Source organism: Streptomyces alboniger, assembly GCF_008704395.1.
Lineage (GTDB): Bacteria > Actinomycetota > Actinomycetes > Streptomycetales > Streptomycetaceae > Streptomyces > Streptomyces alboniger.
Map to the genome: position 1 here is coordinate 3,969,599 of NZ_CP023695.1, position 19,311 is coordinate 3,988,909.

The 19,311-nt window shown below is 68.7% G+C and carries 17 protein-coding genes and 1 tRNA gene; 11 read left to right on the forward strand and 7 right to left on the reverse strand.

Features of this window, described 5'->3' with window-relative positions; all coding sequences use genetic code 11:
- Positions 1 to 127: 127 nt before the first annotated feature.
- The 6 genes from rsmG to rpmH form a co-directional block, all read right to left on the reverse strand.
- Positions 128 to 847, reverse strand: coding sequence for a 16S rRNA (guanine(527)-N(7))-methyltransferase RsmG (gene rsmG / locus CP975_RS17615; protein WP_055527279.1), 720 nt, complete (start codon positions 845 to 847; stop codon positions 128 to 130).
- A 100-nt stretch (positions 848 to 947) separates the two neighbouring features.
- Entirely contained in the window at positions 948 to 1,466 is a 519-nt protein-coding gene (locus CP975_RS17620; RefSeq protein ID WP_055527280.1) for a Jag family protein, read from the reverse strand.
- A 14-nt stretch (positions 1,467 to 1,480) separates the two neighbouring features.
- Positions 1,481 to 2,782: a membrane protein insertase YidC gene (gene yidC / locus CP975_RS17625; RefSeq protein WP_055527281.1), complete on the reverse strand. Its 1,302-nt coding sequence runs from the start codon at positions 2,780 to 2,782 to the stop codon at positions 1,481 to 1,483.
- Positions 2,783 to 2,785: 3 nt separating this feature from the next.
- Entirely contained in the window at positions 2,786 to 3,142 is a 357-nt protein-coding gene (gene yidD / locus CP975_RS17630) for a membrane protein insertion efficiency factor YidD (RefSeq protein ID WP_055527282.1), read from the reverse strand.
- Positions 3,139 to 3,510, reverse strand: a complete 372-nt coding sequence (gene rnpA, locus CP975_RS17635; protein WP_078593912.1) for a ribonuclease P protein component — start codon at positions 3,508 to 3,510, stop codon at positions 3,139 to 3,141. The genes yidD and rnpA overlap by 4 nt, the downstream gene beginning before the upstream one ends.
- A gap of 21 nt (positions 3,511 to 3,531) precedes the next feature.
- The gene (gene rpmH / locus CP975_RS17640) at positions 3,532 to 3,669 is read right to left on the reverse strand and encodes a 50S ribosomal protein L34 (protein WP_003949374.1); all 138 of its coding nucleotides are present in this window, start codon (positions 3,667 to 3,669) and stop codon (positions 3,532 to 3,534) included.
- Between the two features lie 397 nt (positions 3,670 to 4,066).
- Here rpmH and dnaA point away from each other — a divergent pair, with 397 nt between their 5' ends.
- The 9 genes from dnaA to CP975_RS17690 all read left to right on the forward strand — a co-directional run bounded on the left by dnaA (position 4,067) and on the right by CP975_RS17690 (position 16,582).
- Positions 4,067 to 5,962: a chromosomal replication initiator protein DnaA gene (dnaA, locus tag CP975_RS17645; protein WP_246201540.1), complete on the forward strand. Its 1,896-nt coding sequence runs from the start codon at positions 4,067 to 4,069 to the stop codon at positions 5,960 to 5,962.
- Positions 5,963 to 6,894: 932 nt separating this feature from the next.
- A complete protein-coding gene (gene dnaN, locus CP975_RS17655) occupies positions 6,895 to 8,025 on the forward strand; it encodes a DNA polymerase III subunit beta (RefSeq protein ID WP_030780013.1) in 1,131 nt (376 codons plus the stop codon).
- Between the two features lie 89 nt (positions 8,026 to 8,114).
- A complete protein-coding gene (gene gnd / locus CP975_RS17660; RefSeq protein ID WP_055527284.1) occupies positions 8,115 to 8,990 on the forward strand; it encodes a phosphogluconate dehydrogenase (NAD(+)-dependent, decarboxylating) in 876 nt (291 codons plus the stop codon).
- 52 nt (positions 8,991 to 9,042) lie between these two features.
- On the forward strand, positions 9,043 to 10,164 hold the full coding sequence (gene recF, locus CP975_RS17665; protein WP_055527285.1) for a DNA replication/repair protein RecF: 1,122 nt from the start codon (positions 9,043 to 9,045) through the stop codon (positions 10,162 to 10,164).
- Entirely contained in the window at positions 10,161 to 10,718 is a 558-nt protein-coding gene (locus CP975_RS17670; protein ID WP_055527286.1) for a DciA family protein, read from the forward strand. The genes recF and CP975_RS17670 overlap by 4 nt, the downstream gene beginning before the upstream one ends.
- 264 nt (positions 10,719 to 10,982) lie before the next feature.
- Positions 10,983 to 13,052 (forward strand): DNA topoisomerase (ATP-hydrolyzing) subunit B, encoded by a 2,070-nt coding sequence (gene gyrB, locus CP975_RS17675; protein WP_030780002.1) that lies wholly within the window; start codon positions 10,983 to 10,985, stop codon positions 13,050 to 13,052.
- A gap of 43 nt (positions 13,053 to 13,095) precedes the next feature.
- Complete coding sequence (gyrA, locus tag CP975_RS17680; RefSeq protein ID WP_055527288.1) at positions 13,096 to 15,699, forward strand: DNA gyrase subunit A; 2,604 nt, start codon at positions 13,096 to 13,098, stop codon at positions 15,697 to 15,699.
- An 18-nt stretch (positions 15,700 to 15,717) separates the two neighbouring features.
- Positions 15,718 to 16,377, forward strand: a complete 660-nt coding sequence (locus CP975_RS17685) for a DUF3566 domain-containing protein (protein WP_150477092.1) — start codon at positions 15,718 to 15,720, stop codon at positions 16,375 to 16,377.
- Between the two features lie 131 nt (positions 16,378 to 16,508).
- Positions 16,509 to 16,582 (forward strand) — tRNA-Ile (locus CP975_RS17690).
- 223 nt (positions 16,583 to 16,805) lie between these two features.
- On the opposite strand, the gene CP975_RS17695 is transcribed toward CP975_RS17690, so the two are convergent.
- A complete protein-coding gene (locus CP975_RS17695; protein WP_055527292.1) occupies positions 16,806 to 17,138 on the reverse strand; it encodes a DUF6344 domain-containing protein in 333 nt (110 codons plus the stop codon).
- 314 nt (positions 17,139 to 17,452) lie between these two features.
- Here CP975_RS17695 and CP975_RS35405 point away from each other — a divergent pair, with 314 nt between their 5' ends.
- Together CP975_RS35405 and CP975_RS17705 are read left to right on the forward strand one after the other, a co-directional pair.
- Positions 17,453 to 17,581 (forward strand): DLW-39 family protein, encoded by a 129-nt coding sequence (locus CP975_RS35405; RefSeq protein WP_003999697.1) that lies wholly within the window; start codon positions 17,453 to 17,455, stop codon positions 17,579 to 17,581.
- A gap of 271 nt (positions 17,582 to 17,852) precedes the next feature.
- Positions 17,853 to 19,295 (forward strand): hypothetical protein, encoded by a 1,443-nt coding sequence (locus CP975_RS17705; RefSeq protein ID WP_246201541.1) that lies wholly within the window; start codon positions 17,853 to 17,855, stop codon positions 19,293 to 19,295.
- Positions 19,296 to 19,311: the final 16 nt, after the last annotated feature.

Genomic DNA, 19,311 nt, shown 5'->3' on the forward strand with positions numbered 1-19,311 from the left:
ATGATGCCATGCAGCAGTGAGCGACGTTTCACGTGAAACACGATGCACGGCAGCCGGGGTGCCGCTGGCGCGACACCCCGGGATGCGTACGTTTGGCAGATTTTGTGGAGTACAGCCCGCCGAGCCGTCAGCCGCGGCGGCGCCTCGCACGCCCGGTGCGCGCGGCCTTGGCCCGCTTCGCGGCGAAGCGCACACCTCCCGGGCTCTCCCCGACCTCGACCCGCACGACGGTGGACAACGGATCCACCACGCCCTCACCGACATGCAGGACCGAGGTGCCCACCGCACCGAGCTTGCTCAGCGCGGATCCAGCGGCCTTGACCTCTTCCTCGGCGGTGTCGCCCTTGAGGAGGAGCATCTCCCCATAAGGACGCAGCAGCGGGACGCCCCAGGCAGCCAGGCGATCCAGCGGCGCCACGGCTCGCGCGGTGACCACATGGACCGGAGGCAGCTTGCCGAGGACCTCCTCGGCGCGACCCCGCACCACCGTCACATGGTCGAGGCCGAGCAGCTCCACGACCTCCGTGAGGAAGTTCGTACGCCGCAGCAGCGGTTCGAGGAGCGTGATCTTCAGGTCTGGGCGCACCAGGGCCAGGGGGATGCCGGGCAGCCCGGCACCGGAGCCGACATCGCACACCGTGACGCCCTCGGGCACGACCTCGGACAGCACCGCGCAGTTCAGCAGATGCCGTTCCCAGAGCCGGGGCACTTCCCGGGGGCCGATCAGGCCTCTCTGCACTCCCGCATCGGCGAGCAGCTCCGCGTACCGGACCGCGTCCGTGAAGCGATCGCCGAATACCGTCCGGGCCTCTTCAGGCGCCGGGGGGAGCTCCGCATCCTCCGTCACGGGGACCGTCCTTCCGTACCGCACTGGGGTGGCTGACTATCAGGCTGACAAAGACCGGCCCCGCCTGCGAACAGACGGGGCCGGGCGTACGCGGGACCGCTCAGGCGGGGAGTACGACGACGAAGCGCTGCGGCTCCTCGCCCTCGGACTCACTGCGCAGGCCGGCGGCCTTGACCGCATCATGCACGACCTTGCGCTCGAACGGCGTCATCGGCTTGAGCTTGGTCGGCTCACCGGAGCTCTTGACCTCGGCCGCGGCCTGGGCGCCGATCTCCGAGAGCTCCTCACGCTTCTTGGCGCGGTAGCCCGCGATGTCGAGCATCAGGCGACTGCGGTCACCGGTCTCGCGGTGCACGGCGAGACGCGTGAGCTCCTGGAGTGCCTCCAGGACCTCTCCGTCACGGCCGACCAGCTTCTGGAGGTCACGGCTGGCGGTGTCGCTGATGATCGAGACAGCGGCCCGGTCGGCCTCGACGTCCATGTCGATGTCGCCGTCGAGGTCGGCGATGTCCAGCAGACCCTCGAGGTAGTCCGCAGCGATCTCGCCCTCCTGCTCGAGGCGGGTGAGCGTGTCGCCGGCCTCGGCCTCGGCTGCGGCGGAGGTGGTGCCTTCCGTCACGGGATGGACTCCTTCTACTTCTTGGAGGACGGGTGCTTGGGCCGCTGCTGGCCCTTGCGCTGCTGTCCCGACTTGGCTTTGCTGCGCGTTCCGGAGCCGGGCTTGTTGCCCGTCGTGCTACCGCCTGTCGGCTTGGCCTTGGGGGCGGCGTCCTCAGGCTGGTCCTGAGCCTTCTCCAGCGACGTCTTGGGTACCTCTTCGCCCTCCGCCTTGGCGCCCTGCGCGATGGCGGACTGGCGCTTGGCCTTGCTCTGGCGCTTGGGCTGCTGGCGCTTCGGAGCCCCGGCGGCCGTGGCCCCGTCCTCGGTCAGCGTGGCGACGGCACTCTCGCTCTCCACCACGGAGCCGTCGGCCTGGGCCGCGAGGCCCGCCTTGGTCAGACCGTTGATGAACTTGCGCTCGAACTCGTTGCGGTCCCGGCCCTTGGCGACGATCGCCTTGACGACGTTCACGTTGCCGCGGCCCCGCACCTTCTTGTGGTGCGTGACCTGCTTCTGCAGGCGCTCCAGGAAGGCGGCCTGGGCCTTGGAGCCCGGCGTGGGGTTCCGGCGGATCACGAACATCTGCTGGCCCATGGTCCACACGTTGGTGGTCAGCCAGTAGACGAGGACACCGACGGGGAAGTTGATGCCGAAGATGGCGAACATGATCGGGAAGACGTACATGAGCATCTTCTGCTGCTGCATGAACGGCGTCTTGACCGTCGTGTCCACGTTCTTCGTCATCAGCTGGCGCTGGGTGAAGAACTGCGACGCCGACATCAGGATGATCATGACGGCGGTGATGACGCGGACGTCGGTCAGCGTGGCACCGAGCGAGGCGACCTTGTCGGCGCTGTCCATGAACTTCGCGGCCAGCGGGGCACCGAAGATGTGCGCGTTACGCGCGCTCTCCAGGAGCGGGCCGTCGATGACACCAATCTCCTTGCCCGTCGCGATGCCGTTCAGCACGTGGTACAGGGCGAAGAAGAAGGGCGACTGCGCCAGGATGGGAAGGCACGAGGAGAGCGGGTTGGTACCCGACTCCTTGTACAGCTTCATCATCTCTTCGGACTGGCGCTGCTTGTCGCTCTTGTAGCGCTCCTGGATCTTCTTCATCTCGGGCTGAAGCGTCTGCATGGCCCGAGTGGCCTTGATCTGCTTCACGAAGAGCGGGATCAGGCAGATACGGATCAGGATCACCAGGGACACGATGGACAGGCCCCAGGCCCAGCCCGTGTCGGGACCGAAGATCTTCCCGTACACCGAGTGGAACTGGACGATGACCCACGAAACTGGTGTCGTGATAAAGCTGAAGAGACTGGCAATCGTGTCCACTAATCAGGCTCCTTGAGCATGGGACGGGGTCTCGGTCTCGGCAGCCGTGCTCGGGGGAAGAGCCCCGGTCGGCCCGCCTGCGGCGGAGGGCCCGCCCTTGCGTTCGCGCCAGGCGGCGCGCAGCATCTCGTGCCACCGCGGACGCTTGCGCGGCGGAACATGGTCGACACCACCGAGCGACCACGGGTTGCACCGAAGGATGCGCCAGGCAGTGAGCGCCGTTCCCTTGATCGCGCCGTGCCGGTCGATGGCCAGATAGCCGTAGCGGGAACACGACGGGTAGTACTTGCACACCGGGCCCAGGAGTGGACTGATCGTCCACTGGTACAGCTTGATCAGGGCCAGCAGCGGGTACTTCATCGCGCGCCCCCTCCCAGCAACCGCTGCAAGGCGGCGTCCAGGTCTCGGGCCAGCTGTGCATGGTCGGCGTCACCCGCTCCGGGCAGCGCTCGTACGACTACCAGGCTACCGGGGGGCACGGAGGCCAGCCGGTCACGCATGAGGTGGCGAAGCCTGCGCTTCACCGTATTGCGTACGACTGCTCCACCCACGGCCTTGCTGACAACGAAACCCGCACGTGTCGGGGGAAGGGTCTCCCCAGGCACGTGCGGGTCCATTGCACCGCTACGTAGATGGACGACGAGGAGCGGGCGACCAGCCCGGCGCCCTCGTCGTACCGCGGTCGCGAAGTCTTCGCGCCGCCTCAGCCGATGCTCGGTAGGCAGCACGACGTCATGACCTGACTGAGATCAGGCGGACAGGCGGGCGCGACCCTTGCCACGGCGGGACGCGAGAATCGCGCGGCCGGCACGGGTGCGCATGCGCAGCCGGAAGCCGTGGGTCTTGGCGCGACGACGGTTGTTCGGCTGGAAGGTGCGCTTGCTCACTCGGGGGCTCCAGAAATGATCGTGTGGTGGCGGGACATCGCCTGGCTGTCACCGTGCGCCCACGAGAAGCTCGCGAATACGCACCGAGTGCACCGCTTCACAATCACAGATCGTGATCTTTGCCCATCGGAGGCAGGCGGCAGCAGCCATCGACAACTCGACCTGGTCACGGTACGCGGGACTACGCCATCCGGTCAAACCGACCGCTGAAGGGAGACACTGTGCACAGCCTGTGGACAACAACTTGAACCGCAGCCGTCGCCCTGACTACCTTGGCTGAACTCCGATTCGTTCCCTTCCCCCTCCCCATCCCGATTTCCGTCCCAAGAACCACACCTTCGTGGGACCCCGTGAGAGAGCGTGCCCTGTGGCTGACGTACCTGCCGATCTTGCCGCAGTGTGGCCACGAGTTCTGGAACATCTGCTGGGTGAGGGGCGGGGTCAGGGCGTCGAGGCGAAGGACGAGCGGTGGCTCAGGAGCTGCCAGCCCCTGGCGCTGGTCGCCGACACGGCGCTGCTAGCCGTCCCGAACGAATTCGCCAAGGGCGTACTCGAGGGACGCCTCGCACCCGTGGTCAGCGAGACCCTGACCCGCGAGTGCGGCCGCCCGATCCGCATCGCCATCACGGTCGACGACTCCGTGGGCGAGCCGCCGGGTCCGCCGGCGCCGCCGATGCAGCACCAGAACGGCCAGCAGCAGTCGCACCAGCAGCGTTACGAAGAGCCCGAGCTGCCCTCCGGGTCCGGTCAGGGGCGCGACTCGTACGACGGTTACGGGCGCCGCCCCTCGGACGAGCACCAGTCGGGCTCCCGGTCCGATCAGATGCCGTCCGCCCGGCCCGCCTACCCCGACTATCAGCGGCCGGCCCCGGGCGCCTGGCCGCAGCAGCAGCCGCCGCAGGACGACTACGGCTGGCAGCAGCCGCGGCTCGGCTTCCCCGACCGCGATCCCTACGCGAGCCCGGCCCAGCAGCCGCAGCACGACTACCGCTCGCAGCCGCCGCAGGAGCGCTCGCCGTACGAGCAGCAGCGCTCCGAGCAGCAGGACCGGCGCGAGCGCCACGACATGCCCGACTCGTCCGGCGATCACCGGGGCCATCGCGATCCCCGCGATCACCGCGACCCGCGTGACCACCGGGGCAATGCCGGGCACGGCGGCCACGGAGTGCACCGGGGCGGTCCGGTGGGCCCCACGTCGTCGAGCGGCGCCCCCGGCCCGCTGGCCGCGCAGCCGGCGCCCGCGACGGGACCCGGCGAGCCGACCGCGCGGCTCAACCCCAAGTACCTCTTCGACACCTTCGTCATCGGTGCGTCCAACCGCTTCGCGCACGCGGCCGCGGTCGCCGTCGCCGAGGCGCCCGCGAAGGCCTACAACCCGCTCTTCATCTATGGGGAGTCCGGGCTCGGCAAAACGCATCTTCTGCACGCGATCGGGCACTACGCCCGCAGCCTGTACCCCGGCACGCGCGTGCGGTACGTGAGCTCCGAGGAGTTCACCAACGAGTTCATCAACTCCATCCGCGACGGCAAGGGCGACAGCTTCCGCAAGCGCTACCGCGAGATGGACATCCTGCTGGTCGACGACATCCAGTTCCTCGCGGACAAGGAGTCGACGCAGGAGGAGTTCTTCCACACCTTCAATACGCTCCACAACGCGAACAAGCAGATCGTCCTCTCCAGCGACCGGCCGCCCAAGCAGCTGGTGACCCTGGAGGACCGGCTGCGCAACCGCTTCGAGTGGGGACTGATCACCGACGTCCAGCCGCCCGAGCTGGAGACGCGTATCGCCATCCTTCGCAAGAAGGCGGTGCAGGAGCAGCTGAACGCCCCTCCGGAAGTGCTCGAGTTCATCGCGTCGCGGATCTCGCGGAACATCCGTGAGCTGGAGGGCGCGCTGATCCGGGTCACGGCGTTCGCGTCGCTGAACCGACAGCCCGTGGACCTGGGGCTCACGGAGATCGTCCTCAAGGACCTGATCCCGGGCGGGGAGGACGCGGCTCCGGAGATCACGGCGACGGCCATCATGGCCGCGACCGCCGACTACTTCGGGCTGACGGTGGACGACCTGTGCGGATCCTCGCGCAGCCGCGTCCTGGTGACGGCCCGCCAGATCGCCATGTACCTGTGCCGCGAGCTGACAGACCTCTCCCTGCCGAAGATCGGGGCGCAGTTCGGCGGCCGTGACCACACGACCGTCATGCACGCGGACCGCAAGATCCGCGCACTGATGGCCGAGCGGCGCTCCATCTACAACCAGGTCACCGAGCTGACCAACCGCATCAAGAACGGCTGAGAGCCGCCGCGACACGTCGCTGAGGGCGCCCCGGGACAAGTCCTGGGGCGCCCTTTTTCGTTGCTCACGCGCGCGTGGAGCCCGTTCCGACCGCGCCGGAAGCGGTCAGGGACCGCACAGGGATGTCGTACGAGCAGGCCTCGCTGTTCGATTTCCCCTGTTCAGACGGGGGTTCTCCACAGATGTTCGAACTTTTTCGCTTCCACACCCTGGGGACTGGAAAGTTGTCCAGACGCTGTCCACAGGGGACGCTGCTGAGAGATCATCAGGCCTGGTCAGCTGGTTGTGGATTCGTGGACGAAGACTGTCCACAGGGTGTGGATGGAAATTCCGTCCACAGGATGTGCACGACGTTGTCCACCGGCGGCCCACAGGATCGGGCTCGTTGTCCCCAGCTTTCCCCAGCTTCTCCACACGGCTGTCCACTGTTCGGCAACGTGACGCGCCCTCTCACCGGGTCGAGTGAAAGGCGTCACACCAAGGTGGTCGGTTGGCCTGTGGGGAAGCTGGGTAAAGCTGGGGACAGCGCTGGGGAGAAGTGGCCCCTACCTGTGCATCGGGTGTGCAGAACTTTCGCCCGTCCACAGAAACACCCGGTTGTCCACGGGCTCCGCCCACAGGCTCAGTGGATAAAAAACCGGCACTGACCAGCGCATTCGCGGTTATCCACGGTTTCCACAGCCCCTACTACTACTCCCAACTAGAGAGACCGGGGAAATGGTTTCGAAGCTGGGGCTGTGCACAACTCTCGCTCCGGGCCTCCGACACCGCTCGCCACGACTTGACCCCGACAGGCACCGACTGTCAGTGCCGTGCGTCAGACTGGACCCCGGTGTCCCTCCCACGGCATGGCTGAGAGGCACCGAGTCAGACGACGAGGGCCACAGGCCCAGCGGGCGAGAGCAGCCAGCAACAGCAGGAGGGCGGCTTAGGTGAAGATCCGGGTTGAACGCGACGTACTCGCGGAGGCGGTGGCCTGGGCGGCGCGCAGCCTCCCGGCCCGGCCGCCTGCGCCCGTCCTCGCAGGCCTGCTGCTGAAGGCCGAGGAAGGCGCACTGAGCCTGTCGAGCTTCGACTACGAGGTCTCGGCGCGCGTCTCGGTGGACGCCGAGGTGGACGAGGAAGGCACGGTCCTCGTGTCCGGCCGCCTCCTCGCGGACATCTGCCGCGCGCTCCCCAACCGCCCGGTGGAGATCTCCACAGACGGTGTACGGGCGACGGTCGTCTGCGGCTCCTCGCGATTCACACTCCACACGCTTCCTGTGGAGGAGTACCCCGCGCTGCCGCAGATGCCGACCGCCACCGGCACCGTCCCCGGTGAGGTCTTCGCCTCCGCCGCCTCCCAGGTGGCCATCGCCGCGGGCCGCGACGACACACTGCCCGTGCTGACCGGCGTACGCATCGAGATCGAGGGCGACACGGTCACCCTGGCCTCCACCGACCGCTACCGCTTCGCGGTCCGCGAGTTCCTGTGGAAGCCGGAGAACCCCGAGGCGTCCGCGGTCGCCCTGGTCCCCGCCAAGACGCTCCTGGACACCGCCAAGGCGCTCACGAGCGGCGACACGGTCACCCTGGCGCTGTCCGGCTCGGGCGCGGGCGAGGGCCTGATCGGTTTCGAGGGCGCGGGACGGCGTACGACCACGCGTCTCCTCGAGGGCGACCTGCCGAAGTACCGCACGCTGTTCCCGACCGAGTTCAACTCGGTGGCCGTGATCGAGACCGCCCCCTTCGTGGAGGCCGTCAAGCGCGTGGCCCTGGTCGCCGAGCGGAACACCCCGGTGCGGCTCAGCTTCGAGCAGGGCGTGCTGATCCTGGAGGCCGGCTCCAGCGACGACGCACAGGCTGTGGAAAGGGTCGACGCCCAGCTCGACGGCGACGACATCTCGATCGCCTTCAACCCGACGTTCCTGCTCGACGGCCTGAGCGCGATCGACTCCCCGGTCGCCCAGCTGTCGTTCACGACCTCCACGAAGCCCGCGCTGCTGAGCGGCAGGCCGGCCGTGGACGCCGAGGCGGACGACGCCTACAAGTACCTGATCATGCCGGTACGTCTGAGCGGCTGAGCCCACAGGTGTGTGCGTGCGTCCGGGCGTAGGCTCGGACGCAGGTACGAAAGTGCCGTAACGCCACGTCGCTAGTGAAGGAACCACTGATGGAGCTCGGTCTCGTCGGCCTCGGCAAGATGGGCGGCAACATGCGCGAGCGCATCCGCCGCGCAGGTCACACCGTCATCGGATACGACCGCAACCCGGACCTCGCGGATGTCCACAGCCTGGAAGAGCTTGTGGGCAAGCTCAAGGGCCCGCGGGTCGTGTGGGTGATGGTCCCCGCCGGGGCCGCGACGCAGTCCACCGTCGACGAGCTGTCCGAGCTCCTCCAGCCTGGTGACGTCGTCGTCGACGGCGGCAACTCCCGCTGGACGGACGACGAGAAGCACGCCGAGGAGCTGAGGGCCAAGGGCATCGGCTTCGTCGACTGCGGTGTCTCCGGCGGCGTCTGGGGCCTGGAGAACGGCTACGCCCTGATGTACGGCGGCGACAAGGACGACGTCGCCAAGGTGCAGCCGATCTTCGACGCGCTGAAGCCCGAGGGCGACTTCGGCTCGGTGCACGCGGGCAAGGTCGGCGCGGGCCACTTCGCGAAGATGGTCCACAACGGCATCGAGTACGCCATGATGCAGGCCTACGCCGAGGGCTGGGAGCTGCTGGAGAAGGTCGACTCGGTCACGGACGTCCGTGAGGTCTTCCGCTCCTGGCAGGAGGGCACGGTCATCCGTTCCTGGCTGCTCGACCTCGCGGTCAACGCCCTGGACGACGACGAGCACCTGGAGGGCCTGCGCGGCTTCGCCCAGGACTCCGGAGAGGGCCGCTGGACCGTCGAGGCGGCCATCGACAACGCCGTGCCGCTGCCGGCGATCACCGCGTCCCTCTTCGCCCGCTTCGCCTCGCGGCAGGACGACTCGCCGCAGATGAAGATGATCGCCGCGCTGCGCAACCAGTTCGGCGGCCACGCGGTCGAGAAGAAGTAATCCACAGCCTGTGCGTCGCGCACGGGCTTGCCGGGGGAGGTCGGCGCACACCATGCACGTCACGCATCTGTCGCTGGCCGACTTCCGCTCCTACGCCCGGGTCGAGGTCCCTCTCGATCCGGGCGTCACCGCGTTCGTGGGCCCGAACGGACAGGGCAAGACGAATCTCGTCGAGGCCGTCGGCTATCTCGCCACGCTCGGCAGCCACCGGGTCTCCTCGGACGCCCCGCTGGTGCGCATGGGTGCCGAGCGGGCCATCATCCGGGCCAACGTCAGGCAGGGCGAGCGGCAGCAGCTGATCGAGCTGGAACTGAACCCGGGCAAGGCCAACCGCGCCCGCATCAACCGGTCCTCGCAGGTCAGGCCGCGGGACGTGCTGGGGATCGTCCGTACGGTGCTGTTCGCGCCCGAGGACCTCGCGCTGATCAAGGGCGACCCCGGGGAACGGCGGCGTTTCCTCGACGAGCTGATCACCGCGCGCTCCCCGCGCATGGCGGGTGTCCGGTCCGACTACGACCGTGTCCTCAAGCAGCGCAACACCCTCCTGAAGTCTGCCGCCCTCGCCAGACGCCACGGCGGGCGCTCCATGGACCTGTCCACGCTCGACGTCTGGGACCAGCATCTCGCGCGCGCGGGAGCCGAGCTGCTGGCTCAGCGGCTCGACCTGATCTCGGCGTTGCAGCCGCTGGCGGACAAGGCGTACGAGCAGCTGGCGCCCGGCGGCGGACCTGTCTCCCTGGAGTACAAGCCGTCCGCGCCCGGCGACGGCCACACGCGCGAGGCGCTGTACGAACAGCTGACCGCCGCCCTGGAAGAGGCCCGCAAGCAGGAGATCGAGCGGGGGGTCACGCTGGTCGGTCCGCACCGCGACGACCTGCTGCTCAAGCTGGGCCAGCTCCCCGCGAAGGGGTACGCGAGCCACGGCGAGTCCTGGTCCTACGCACTGGCGCTGCGCCTGGCCTCGTACGACCTGCTCAGGGCCGAGGGCAACGAACCGGTGCTCGTCCTCGACGACGTCTTCGCGGAGCTGGACGCGCGCCGCAGGGAGCGGCTGGCGGAGCTGGTGGCCCCGGGCGAGCAGGTGCTCGTCACGGCCGCGGTGGACGACGACGTGCCGGGCGTGCTCGCCGGTGCGCGGTACGCGGTGGCGGAGGGCGCGGTGGAGCGCGTATGAGCGCCGAGGAGCCCGCCAAGGGCGACCCCAAGGACGGGGGCGCGCCGAAGACCCCCGAACCCTCCGGCGTCGACCTGGCCCGGGTCGCCCTGCGCGCCGCCAAAGAACAGGCACGCGCGCGTGGCGATGCCGCTCAGCAGAAGAAGCAGGCCCGCCGCGGCGGACTCCGCTCCGGCGCGCGGGCCGACGGGCGCGATCCGCTGCCGCTCGGCTCCGCGATCAACCGGCTGATCACCGAGCGCGGCTGGGAGACCCCGGCCGCGGTCGGCGGGGTGATGGGCCGCTGGCCGCAGATCGTCGGCGACGACCTGGCCAAGCACTGCGTCCCGCAGAAGTACGACGAGGACGAGCGCGTCCTGACCGTGCAGTGCGATTCGACGGCCTGGGCCACGCAGCTGCGCCTCATGGCCCCGCAGCTGGTCGCCCGCCTCAACGAGGACCTGGGCCACGGCACCGTGCGCCTCATCAAGGTGCTCGGCCCCGGAGGCCCCCCGCGCCGCTTCGGCCCCTTGCGCGCCCCGGGCAGCACGGGCCCCGGCGACACCTACGGCTGAGACCGCCGACGACGGTCGCTGGGGGTTGACGGCTCGAAGCGCTGAGTGCCGCTGTGAGCCCTCTGGAGCCCCGTTCCGCATATGGGGAGTCGGCCGAGTCCGGTTCAGGGCGGCACATGAGGACTCAGGTACCGGCAAGCCCCCATCAATGTCAGTGCTACCGGTAGACTGGAAGCTAATCCCGCCTCACTCGTGGGACGCACCGAGCAACGCTGACTATCGCTGAACGACGCAGCCGCTCCGGCACCGCCGGGAGCTTGGCTTGTGCTGTGCCAGAAAGGGCGCTTCGTGGCCGATTCCGGCAACCCCAACGAGAACATCCCGTCCACCGCCGCCGGCGAGAACGGCGAGGTCAACGCCTCGTACGACGCCAGCGCGATTACCGTCCTCGAGGGTCTGGACGCGGTCCGCAAGCGACCGGGCATGTACATCGGCTCGACCGGTGAGCGTGGCCTGCACCACTTGGTGCAGGAAGTCGTCGACAACTCCGTCGACGAGGCCCTCGCCGGGCACGCGGACTCGATCGACGTCACGATCCTCGCCGACGGCGGCGTGCGCGTCATCGACAACGGCCGTGGCATTCCGGTGGGCATCCACCCCGTCGAGAAGAAGCCGGCCGTCGAGGTCGTGCTCACCGTGCTGCACGCGGGCGGCAAGTTCGGCGGCGGCGGTTACGCCGTCTCCGGTGGTCTGCACGGCGTCGGTGTCTCCGTGGTGAACGCGCTCTCCACCAAGCTCTCCGTCGAGATCAAGACGGACGGCTACCGCTGGACGCAGGACTACAAGAGCGGCGCCCCGACCGCGCCCCTCGAGCGTCACGAGGCCACCCAGGAGACCGGCACCTCGGTCACCTTCTGGGCCGACGGCGACATCTTCGAGACCACCGAGTACTCCTTCGAGACGCTGGCGCGGCGTTTCCAGGAGATGGCGTTCCTCAACAAGGGTTTGACGATCAAACTCACTGATGAGCGCGAGTCGGCGAAGGCCACGGCGGGTGCGGACTCGGCCGAGGCGACCGACGACGAGGCCGCCGAGGCCCGCACGGTCACGTACCACTACGAAGGCGGCATCGTCGACTTCGTGAAGTACCTCAACTCCCGCAAGGGTGAGGTGATCCACCCGACCGTCATCGACGTCGAGGCCGAGGACAAGGAGCGGTTGCTCTCGGTCGAGATCGCGATGCAGTGGAACTCGCAGTACACCGAGGGCGTGTACTCCTTCGCGAACACGATCCACACGCACGAGGGCGGCACGCACGAAGAGGGCTTCAGGGCCGCGTTGACGGGCCTGGTCAACCGCTACGCGCGCGAGAAGAAGCTGCTGCGCGAGAAGGACGACAACCTCACGGGTGAGGACGTCCGCGAGGGTCTGACGGCGATCATCTCGGTGAAGCTGGGCGAGCCCCAGTTCGAGGGCCAGACCAAGACCAAGCTGGGCAACACCGAAGCGAAGACCTTCGTACAGAAGGTCGTGCACGAGCACATGACGGACTGGTTCGACCGGCACCCGAACGAGGCCGCGGACATCATCCGCAAGGGCATCCAGGCCGCCACGGCCCGTGTCGCCGCCCGCAAGGCGCGTGACCTGACCCGCCGCAAGGGCCTCCTGGAGACGGCTTCCCTGCCGGGCAAGCTCTCCGACTGCCAGTCGAACGACCCGACGAAGTGCGAGATCTTCATCGTCGAGGGTGACTCCGCCGGTGGCTCGGCGAAGTCCGGCCGCGACCCGATGTACCAGGCGATCCTGCCCATCCGAGGCAAGATCCTGAACGTCGAGAAGGCGCGCATCGACAAGATCCTGCACAACCAGGAAGTCCAGGCCCTCATCTCGGCCTTCGGCACCGGTGTGCACGAGGACTTCGACATCGAGAAGCTCCGCTATCACAAGATCATCCTGATGGCGGACGCCGACGTTGACGGTCAGCACATCAACACGCTGCTCCTGACGTTCCTCTTCCGCTTCATGCGGCCGCTGGTCGAGCACGGGCACATCTACCTGTCGCGCCCGCCGCTGTACAAGATCAAGTGGTCGCGGGACGACTTCCAGTACGCGTACTCCGACCGCGAGCGCGACGCCCTGGTGGAGATCGGCCGACAGGCCGGCAAGCGCATCAGGGACGACTCGGTCCAGCGCTTCAAGGGCCTCGGCGAGATGAACGCCGAGGAGCTGCGCATCACGACGATGGACCAGGAACACCGCGTGCTCGGCCAGGTCACCCTGGACGACGCGGCACAGGCCGACGACCTCTTCTCGGTGCTGATGGGAGAGGACGTGGAGGCACGGCGCTCGTTCATCCAGCGCAATGCCAAGGACGTCCGCTTCCTCGACATCTGAGTCGGCCCGTACAAGCCGCACCTCGAAAGGACTTTGACCAGCAATGGCCGACGAGAACACCCCTGTGATGCCCGAAGAGGAACCCGCCGTTCCCGGTGTGGGCATGCGCGTCGAGCCCGTCGGGCTCGAGACGGAGATGCAGCGCTCCTACCTCGACTACGCGATGTCCGTCATCGTGTCCCGCGCGCTGCCCGACGTACGGGACGGCCTGAAGCCCGTCCACCGCCGCGTCCTGTACGCGATGTACGACGGCGGCTACCGCCCCGAGAAGGGCTTCTACAAGTGCGCCCGCGTCGTCGGCGACGTCATGGGCACGTACCACCCGCACGGCGACTCCTCCATCTACGACGCCCTGGTGCGCCTCGCCCAGCCGTGGTCGATGCGGATGCCGCTGGTGGACTCCAACGGCAACTTCGGCTCGCCGGGCAACGACCCGGCGGCCGCCATGCGGTACACCGAGTGCAAGATGGCGCCGCTGGCCATGGAGATGGTCCGTGACATCGACGAGGACACCGTCGACTTCACGGACAACTACGACGGCCGCAACCAGGAGCCGACGGTCCTGCCGGCACGCTTCCCGAACCTGCTGATCAACGGCTCGGCGGGCATCGCGGTCGGCATGGCCACCAACATCCCGCCGCACAACCTCCGCGAGGTCGCGGCGGGCGCGCAGTGGGCCCTGGAGCACCCCGATGCCTCGCACGAGGAGCTGCTCGACGCCCTCATCGAGCGCATCAAGGGCCCCGACTTCCCGACCGGCGCCCTCGTGGTGGGCCGCAAGGGCATCGAGGAGGCCTACCGCACGGGCCGGGGCTCCATCACGATGCGCGCGGTCGTCGCGGTCGAGGAGATCCAGAACCGCCAGTGCCTGGTGGTCACCGAGCTCCCCTACCAGACCAACCCGGACAACCTCGCGCAGAAGATCGCCGACCTCGTCAAGGACGGCAAGGTCGGCGGCATCGCCGACGTCCGCGACGAGTCGTCCTCGCGCACCGGCCAGCGTCTGGTCATCGTCCTCAAGCGGGACGCGGTCGCCAAGGTCGTCCTGAACAACCTCTACAAGCACACCGACCTCCAGTCGAACTTCAGCGCCAACATGCTGGCCCTGGTCGACGGCGTGCCGCGCACCCTCTCGCTGGACGCGTTCATCCGCCACTGGGTCACGCACCAGGTCGAGGTCATCGTCCGGCGTACGAAGTTCCGGCTGCGCAAGGCCGAGGAGCGGGCGCACATCCTGCGCGGCCTGCTCAAGGCCCTGGACGCCATCGACGAGGTCATCGCGCTCATCCGCGGCAGCCAGACCGTCGACATCGCGCGCGAGGGCCTCATGGGCCTGCTCGCGATCGACGAGATCCAGGCCAACGCCATCCTCGAGATGCAGCTGCGCCGCCTCGCCGCCCTGGAGCGCCAGAAGATCGTCGCCGAGCACGACGAACTCCAGGCGAAGATCAACGAGTACAACTCGATCCTGGCCTCCCCGCTGAAGCAGCGCCAGATCATCAGTGAAGAGCTGGCGGCGATCGTCGACAAGTTCGGCGAGGACCGCCGGTCCGCGCTCGTGCCCTTCGACGGCGACATGTCCATGGAGGACCTGATCGCCGAAGAGGACATCGTCGTCACCATCACGCGCGGTGGCTACATCAAGCGCACCAAGACGGAGGACTACCGCTCGCAGAAGCGCGGCGGCAAGGGCGTGCGCGGTACGAAACTGAAGCAGGACGACATCGTCGACCACTTCTTCGTGTCGACGACGCACCACTGGCTGCTGTTCTTCACCAACAAGGGACGTGTCTACCGCGCCAAGGCGTACGAGCTTCCGGACGCCGGACGCGACGCCCGCGGCCAGCACGTGGCGAACCTCCTCGCCTTCCAGCCGGACGAGCAGATCGCCGAGATCCTCGCGATCCGCGACTACGAAGCGGTGCCCTACCTGGTGCTCGCCACCAAGGGCGGCCTCGTCAAGAAGACCCCCCTGAAGGACTACGACTCGCCCCGTTCGGGCGGTGTCATCGCCATCAACCTGCGCGAGACGGACGACGGTTCGGACGACGAGCTGATCGGCGCCGAGCTGGTCTCGGCCGAGGACGACCTGCTGCTCATCAGCAAGAAGGCCCAGTCGATCAGGTTCACCGCGACGGACGACGCGCTGCGCCCGATGGGCCGCGCCACGTCGGGTGTGAAGGGCATGAGTTTCCGCGACGGCGACGAGCTGCTCTCGATGAATGTCGTCCGGCCGGGTACGTTCGTGTTCACCGCCACCGACGGTGGGTACGCGAAGCGGACCAATGTCGACGAATACCGCGTCCAGGGTCGCGGTGGCCTCGGTATCAAGGCTGCCAAGATCGTGGAGGACCGCGGCGAACTCGTGGGCGCTCTGGTGGTCGAGGAGACGGACGAGATCCTCGCCATCACGCTGAGCGGTGGTGTGATTCGTACGCGAGTCAACGAGGTCAGGGAGACGGGCCGTGACACCATGGGCGTCCAACTGATCAACCTGGGCAAGCGCGATGCCGTGGTCGGCATCGCTCGTAACGCCGAGGCCGGGCGCGAGGCCGAGGAAGTCGACGGGGACATCGTCGTCGACGACTCGGACGGCGGCGAGCCGGCCGTCGGTACGGACGAGGGCACGGATTCCTCGGCCGAGTAGCGCGAGGAGTGAGTCATCGTGAGTGGAGCCACGGGCGCCGAGGCAAAGCGGACCGGCACTACCGGTACGGACGGTGCCCGTGGCTCCGCCACTGATGCACAGGACTCCGAGTCTCATGGATCCCAGGGGGGGACTGTGACGGACACCCGAGACGCCGACACGGAGGGTGGGGCGCTGCCCGGGGAGCGCCCCACCAAGCAGCAGGCGTCCCAGCCGTATCACCCGCCGCAGGCGTACCAGCAGGGCGCCGGCGGCGCGCAGACGGGCACGGTGCGCAAGCCGCGGACCGGGGTCCGCACCGTGCCGCGTACGCGCAAGGCGCGGCTGCGCGTCGCCAGGGCCGATCCGTGGTCGGTGATGAAGGTCAGCTTCCTGCTCTCCATCGCGCTCGGCATCTGCACGATCGTCGCGGCGGCCGTCCTGTGGATGGTCATGGACGCGATGGGCGTCTTCTCGACGGTGGGCGGCACGATCTCCGAGGCGACGGGCTCGAACGAGTCCAACGGCTTCGACCTTCAGTCCTTCCTGTCGCTGCCGCGCGTCCTGACCTTCACCGCGATCATCGCGGTCATCGACGTCGTCCTGGCCACGGCGCTGGCGACGCTCGGCGCGTTCATCTACAACCTCTCCGCGGGCTTCGTGGGCGGCGTCGAGCTGACGCTGGCCGAGGACGAGTAGCGGCGCTTTTTCCGGGCCATGGCCCCGGTTCGCCCCTGCTGCTGACCCCGCACGGGCATCGATTTTGGGACTGGCCCGCAGGTGCGCTAATCTTCAGGGGTCAGCGCGCGGGACACACACCGCAGCGCGGCGGGGCTATAGCTCAGTTGGTTAGAGCGCATCCCTGATAAGGATGAGGCCACAGGTTCAAATCCTGTTAGCCCCACAGTGGCTCCGTGCCAGGACAGAAGGCCGGTAGATCTCTTGGATCTACCGGCCTTCTGCGTTGGGTGACCTTGGTACCCCGCCGCTACCCCCGCTGTCTCGCTTCCCCCCGCTGCTCCGCTACTAGCCCGCCGCTCCCCGTGGCTTGCTGGTGTGCCTGCCCGCACGAAGGCCCCCAGCCGGTGTGGCTGGGGGCCTTGGGAGGTTCTGGGGTGCCGCCCGGGTTACGGCTCCGCGGCGAGTCCTGGCTCATGGGTGGTGGTCCCGGCCTCGGCTTCCGTGTCCGTGGGGGGCAGGTGCCGGCAGCTGGGGGATGAGCCGTGGGCCTCGGCGCGGATGCGCTGCTTCATCGTCGGGGGCAGGGACCGTTCGTACGCCGCCGTCCAGAGGGCCGCCAGGGCCGGTGTGGGCGCGCACTCCGTGGCGTTGCGTGCGTTCGTGGTCTCCTGTACCGCCGTGGCCGCGGTGGCCGTCGTGGTGAGTCCCAGCGCGGCGAAGAGCGCGAGGAAGGCGGTGACGATCGTGGTCCACAGCTTCATGGCCTTGTTGCCGGTCATGGCCCCTCAATTCGGGTTGGGCGATTTGCGTACTTTCCTCATGATGTGTATGCGGGACCGAGAGTGGTGGACCGACGCTCACGTCGCGTCGATGTTCAGATGAACACCACCCGGATGGCCTCAAGGGGGCCGAGAAAGGGCGAGGGCGGCGAAAGTCACAGTGGGCGGCCGGGCATGTGGAGCGCCGAGGTCCGTTTCGACTGCTGTGTGGGGGGCCGGAGTTGGGGGCGGATCCAGGTCACCGATCGATATCGATCGGTGTGTATAGTCGGGCGCCAGAAGTCCCCTACGTCAAGGAAAGACGAGGTCGCGCGGTGAAGAAGCTTCTCCTGGTCGCACTGGCCGCCATCGGCGGGCTCCTCGTGTACCGCCAGATCCAGGCGGATCGCGCCGAGCAGGATCTGTGGACGGAGGCGACTGACTCCGTGCCCACGGGTTCGTGAGTCATCGACACCAGTCACTTCACAGGCCCCGGTCGCTTTTGCGGCCGGGGCTTTGTGCTGTTCGGCCGGGGCCTTGTGTGGTGCGGGGCAGGGTGCGGTCCGCTCTATTCGCTTACGTGAATGATTGAGTTGCGTAAGCGAATGTGAGGGGTGGCGCGGTTGCGCCGGTGGCGGGTTCGTGGTGGTGTCCGCGAGGCGTCGGGCGGGCAGGACGGTCGGGACGGGCGGGACGGGGCAGGACCGCTGGGCTCGCGACGAGGGGTGGCGCGTGATGGGGCGGCGGCTTGGCGGGGGCTGGGGCGTGGCGATCCGCGCGGTGGCGTGCGTCGTGGCATGCACCGTGGTGTGTGCGGCGGGGGTGTTGCCGGGGCAGGCCTGGGCTACGGGGGCGTCCGCTTCGTACGGCTTCGCCGAGGGCGCCGAGACGGTCGACGGCGCGACGAGCAGCGCCGAAGGGCATCGGCTCAATGCCGGGAAGGTCTATAAAAGCTCCCTCCCGCGCGTGGGCCGGCGTTTCTACCGCTTGGAGCTCAGGGCCGAGGAGAGCGCGTACGTCGCGGTGACCGCGGTCCCCGCGTCCGGCAGCACGGTGTCCTACGCCGATGGCGTCGAGGTCTCCGTACAGGACGCCGACGGCAACAATTGCAGCCCCGGGGAGTCGCAGGAGGCGAGGTTCGGTGCTTCGGAGAGCGCGCGTCCGATCACGGCCACGGCGGCGCGCAGGGTCGGCCCGGACGAGAAGAGCTGCGAGGGGCCAGGCACGTACTACGTACTCGTCGAGCGGACCAGCGCCCCGGAGTCCTCCCGTACGAGCTGGGACCTGGAGCTTCGGGTCGCGTCGGAACCCGCGCTGCGCGAAAAGGGGGCGACGACGCCGCCGGGGCCCTGGGACTCCGCGACACCCGTGGCGCCGACCGGCGAGCGGAAGGTCCGCGAGGGCGGCACGAGCTTCAACGGGGCGCGGGCGCTGGGGAAGGGCGTCTGGGGGGACAGCATCGAGCCCGGCGGGACGCTCTTCTACCGTGTGCCGGTCGACTGGGGACAGCGGCTCTCTGTCGCCGCGGAGCTGGGCAGCCTGAGCAGCGGGGGTGAGGCTGCCGGTGGCGGTGAGCGAGGCGGCGTGGGGCGGGAGGCCGGGCGCGGGACGGGGTACGTGGCGTCCGCGCTGGTCATGACGTTGAGCAACCCGGTGCGCGCGGAGGTCGACGACGCGGATACGGCGTACGACGGTAGCCAGAAGTCGGCGGTGCTGGATCCGGTGCCTCCGGTCGCGTACGAGAACCGGTTCGCCCCGGCGGACGCGGTGGCCGCGATGCGTTTCGCCGGCTGGTACTACCTGACGGTCCACCTGAGCGCGGATGTCGCGGGGAAGTTCGGCGCGGCCCCGCTGGACCTGACGCTGCGGGTGGACGTCGACGGGGCGGCGCGGCCGGGTCCGGTGTACGCGGGGTCGCCCGTGCCGGACGAGGAGTTCGGCGTCACGGAGCGGGACACGGAGGCCGCCCGGCGCGGGGAGACGGCCGCCGGGAGCGGCACGGGCGGGGGCGACGCCGGTGCGATGGCCGTCCTCGCCACCGGGGGGATCGGGACCGGGGTGGTGCTGTTGGGCGTCCTCGGCGGGTGGACGCTGGTCGCGCGGCGGCGGGCGGCGGGCGAGGGTGGCCCCGGTGATGCGTCCGCGGGTGCGCAGTTCGGGCCGCCTCGGGGCTGGTGAGGGGCGGCGCATGGAG

Bases quoted from the DNA above. Each gene is read 5' to 3' on its own strand.
- recF (WP_055527285.1), top strand. From the start codon at position 9,043: ATGCACGTCACGCATCTGTCGCTGGCCGACTTCCGCTCCTACGCCCGG.
- CP975_RS17670 (WP_055527286.1), top strand. From the start codon at position 10,161: ATGAGCGCCGAGGAGCCCGCCAAGGGCGACCCCAAGGACGGGGGCGCG.
- CP975_RS17695 (WP_055527292.1), bottom strand. From the start codon at position 17,138: ATGACCGGCAACAAGGCCATGAAGCTGTGGACCACGATCGTCACCGCC.
- gyrA (WP_055527288.1), top strand. From the start codon at position 13,096: ATGGCCGACGAGAACACCCCTGTGATGCCCGAAGAGGAACCCGCCGTT.
- yidD (WP_055527282.1), bottom strand. From the start codon at position 3,142: ATGAAGTACCCGCTGCTGGCCCTGATCAAGCTGTACCAGTGGACGATC.
- CP975_RS17705 (WP_246201541.1), top strand. From the start codon at position 17,853: ATGGGGCGGCGGCTTGGCGGGGGCTGGGGCGTGGCGATCCGCGCGGTG.
- gnd (WP_055527284.1), top strand. From the start codon at position 8,115: ATGGAGCTCGGTCTCGTCGGCCTCGGCAAGATGGGCGGCAACATGCGC.